Origin of the sequence: Nocardiopsis sp. NRRL B-16309, assembly GCF_001279585.1 — a bacterium.
Classification (GTDB): domain Bacteria; phylum Actinomycetota; class Actinomycetes; order Streptosporangiales; family Streptosporangiaceae; genus Nocardiopsis.
The window spans coordinates 1-2,845 of record NZ_LGEC01000115.1; the positions used below are offsets into that span (position 1 = coordinate 1).

Below are 2,845 nucleotides of genomic sequence, written 5' to 3' on the forward strand. Positions count from 1 at the left end.
CGATGCGCTTGTTGGCTGCGGCCAGTTCGCTCTTCTCGGTGCTGGTCAGGCCCGGGGCCAGACCTTGGTCGATACGGTCCTGGCGCCGCCAGGCGTAGACGGTCTCGGTGCTGATGCCCAGATCGCGTGCCACGTCCGCGACGCTGCGCCCGCTCTCGACCAGGTCCAAGACCTTGCGACGGAACTCGGCGGGGTATCCACGACGTCCCACGATGCCCTCCTTCAAGGGTCACGTGGTCCCAGGATCCAGAAATCCGACTCCGAAGAACGCAGGACACACCAGAGCCTCCATCACACCCGGCACGAGACACTCCACCGTGTTCCGGTGGCGGTAGGCCGTCTGGTCGAAGGCCGGGGGCCTGCCGCCCGCCGACCCTTTGCGCCGGCGGTGCTCGCGCTGGTCGCGGGGCTGGGCGATGGTCGCTTTGATCTTGCGCTTGCGCAGGTGGTCCCGGTTGGCGCGGCTGGAGTAGGCCTTGTCGCCCAGGACCCGGTCCGGTCGGGTGCGCGGCCTTCCCGTGCTCCTGGGCAGCCGCAGAGCGCCCATCAAGGGCTCGAACATGGGGCTGTCCCCGGGCTGGCCCGGGGTGGTGGCCAGCACCAGGGGACGCCTGTGCTGATCGGCGAGCAGGTGGATCTTGGTGGTCAGCCCGCCCCGGGAGCGCCCGAGCGCTTCGGATCCGTCCGGTTCGTCCCGCACTGTGTCCCCTTTTTCGCTGCCCCGGCGGCGTGCTGATGGGCTCGCACCGTGGTCGAGTCCACGCTCGCGATGAGCTCTTCACCGCTGGCGGCATCGATCCGCAGCCGGTCGGCGATCCTCTGCCAGGTGCCGTCGATGCACCAGCGGCGGTGCCGTCCCGCGGCGGTCTCCCAGGGGCCGAAGCGTTCGGGCAGGTCACGCCAGGGGATGCCGGTGCGGGTGCGGAACAGGATCGCGTTGATGATGCGTCGGTGGTCGGCCCACTTCTTGCCTTTGGGCGCATCGTCGGGCATGAGCGGGGCGAGCAGGGCCCACTCGGCATCGGTGAGTTCATGGCGTCCGGGCACGTTCACCAAGCCTGCCAGGGCGAACCCTGCTCCGCTCCCACTTCCAAAAAACAGTGCCTAGGTGCGGCACGAGGTACTTGTTGATGTGGCCGGCGTAGGAGGCCCGGGTGCCCTCGGCGAGGTCGAGTTTGCCCTCCAACCACTCCTTGAGCCAGGCCTCGACGGTGGGCACCTGGGCCCGTACGTCCACCCCCGTGCCAATGCGCTTGCGCACCTCCTCCACATCGGGCAGTGGTCGGCGCTGGGCGAGTGCGGTCTGGATCAGGTCCGCGACCTGCACCCCGACCTCCTCATCCCCCTGCGCGAGACCCATCAGCGCCTTGACCTGGTCCAGCCCTTCAACGGCCTCGGCGTAGGTGCCCAGGCCGACCCTGCGGGCCTGACGCCGTTTCCCGTCTGCGGTGCGTGGGAGTTCGTACTGGAACGCCCACGCACCATGGGCCGGATTCCATCCCCCGCCCCTGCGCTTGAGCTGAGGACACCTCACCCCCAGGGCCCTGCCTGTTGCCTCGTCGCGACACCCGCACCGTTTGAACGTGGACCCTTCTCGTGATGCCATCTACGACCTCGCGTTCGTCTGCGTGTTCTCGCGCGCACCGCACCCGCCACACCCGCCGCCCACCGGCAGGCCGAGATAGACAAGCACCCCGGCGGTCGGGACCACCCACGCCTTCCCCGTCCGGTGGACCGGGACGGGAAAGTTCCCTTGCCCGAGGAGCTTGTAGGTGGTGGTGCGGCCCAGGCCAAGCATCCGCCCGGCCGTCACCGGGTCCAGCACCACCGGCAAAGAGCCGACCTCGGACACCGTCACCGGAGTGTTCACACCCACCTGTCCCACCTCCCTAACACCTCTGAACTGCGTGGATACGGTTCGCGGCCCCGCACTGTGCGGGGAACCACGCATCCACGCTCGACCTCGCCGAGGTGGTCAAGCGGATTCAGCACAGAGCCCACCGGATCCACAGAGGACCTCGCCCCGCCGCCCGTTTCGTGGGGTTTCACCCCATTCCCCCTGCGCGGCCGTCCGGCACAGGATTTGGGGCTGACCGGGGTGGGGCCGTCAGACAGCCCGACCGCCCCGGTCGGCGTGTCCTGTGGTGTTGGGCCGGACACGGACGGTGGGGCCGACATCGGGGCTCTGGTGGCCGCACACGCCCCTGGCTGGGACAACCCCGCGCAGACGCCCCCCGCGCGGCCCCGCCCTCAGGGGTTATTCGCTGGCCACGGGTGTGGCGTCGGGTTCAGGTGTTGGGGTCTCGTCATTGGCGGACCTCTTCCTCGCGTCGTCGTCTCGCCCTGATAACCCCCTAAGAGCTCATCTCATTTGGTGAGTCTGCGGTAGCAAATCAGTGTGCAGGCGATGCCGGCGAAGGCCAGGAAGTGCTCGGCCTTGCGTTCGTAGCGGCGATGCAGGCGGCGGCATCCGGCCAGCCAGGCCATGGTGCGCTCGACCTGCCAGCGGTGGCGCCCCAACCGCTTCGAGGACTCCACACCCCTGCGGGCCAGGCGGTGGACGATTCCTCGTTCTCGGAGCCATCGGCGCAGGTGGTCGTAGTCGTAGCCCTTGTCGCCGTGCAGCTTGGCCGGTTTGCGCCGCCTCGGCCCGCGGCGGGACCGGATCGGCGGGATCCCGCGTACCAAGGGCTGCAGGGCCTGGCTGTCGTGGGTGTTGGCCCCCGAGATCGCCACGGACAGGGGCAGACCGGCCCGGTCGGTGATCACGTGGATCTTCGCGCCCTTCTTGCCCCGGTCGACAGGATTCGGACCCGTCAGCTCCCCCCTTTGAGGGCACGCATGT

The 2,845-nt window shown here is 69.2% G+C and carries 6 protein-coding genes; all 6 read right to left on the reverse strand.

All coding sequences use genetic code 11. From position 1 onward, the window contains the following. Positions 1 to 211: transposase (locus ADL05_RS26700; protein WP_053619800.1), on the reverse strand; the 211-nt coding region annotated here is incomplete at its 3' end. Positions 212 to 229: 18 nt separating this feature from the next. Continuing rightward, on the reverse strand, positions 230 to 700 hold the full coding sequence (locus ADL05_RS30120; RefSeq protein ID WP_082376916.1) for a transposase: 471 nt from the start codon (positions 698 to 700) through the stop codon (positions 230 to 232). Beyond that, on the reverse strand, positions 646 to 1,053 hold the full coding sequence (locus ADL05_RS26710; protein ID WP_231640916.1) for an IS5 family transposase: 408 nt from the start codon (positions 1,051 to 1,053) through the stop codon (positions 646 to 648). The genes ADL05_RS30120 and ADL05_RS26710 overlap by 55 nt, the downstream gene beginning before the upstream one ends. Then, on the reverse strand, positions 1,031 to 1,534 hold the full coding sequence (locus tag ADL05_RS26715) for a hypothetical protein (protein ID WP_053619801.1): 504 nt from the start codon (positions 1,532 to 1,534) through the stop codon (positions 1,031 to 1,033). Before ADL05_RS26715 ends, ADL05_RS26710 begins: the two co-directional genes overlap by 23 nt. Before the next feature lie 72 nt (positions 1,535 to 1,606). Further along, the gene (locus tag ADL05_RS26720; RefSeq protein ID WP_053619802.1) at positions 1,607 to 1,876 is read right to left on the reverse strand and encodes an AlpA family transcriptional regulator; all 270 of its coding nucleotides are present in this window, start codon (positions 1,874 to 1,876) and stop codon (positions 1,607 to 1,609) included. A 491-nt stretch (positions 1,877 to 2,367) separates the two neighbouring features. After that, the coding region (locus ADL05_RS26725; protein WP_156366065.1) for an IS5 family transposase at positions 2,368 to 2,845 on the reverse strand (478 nt) is incomplete at its 5' end.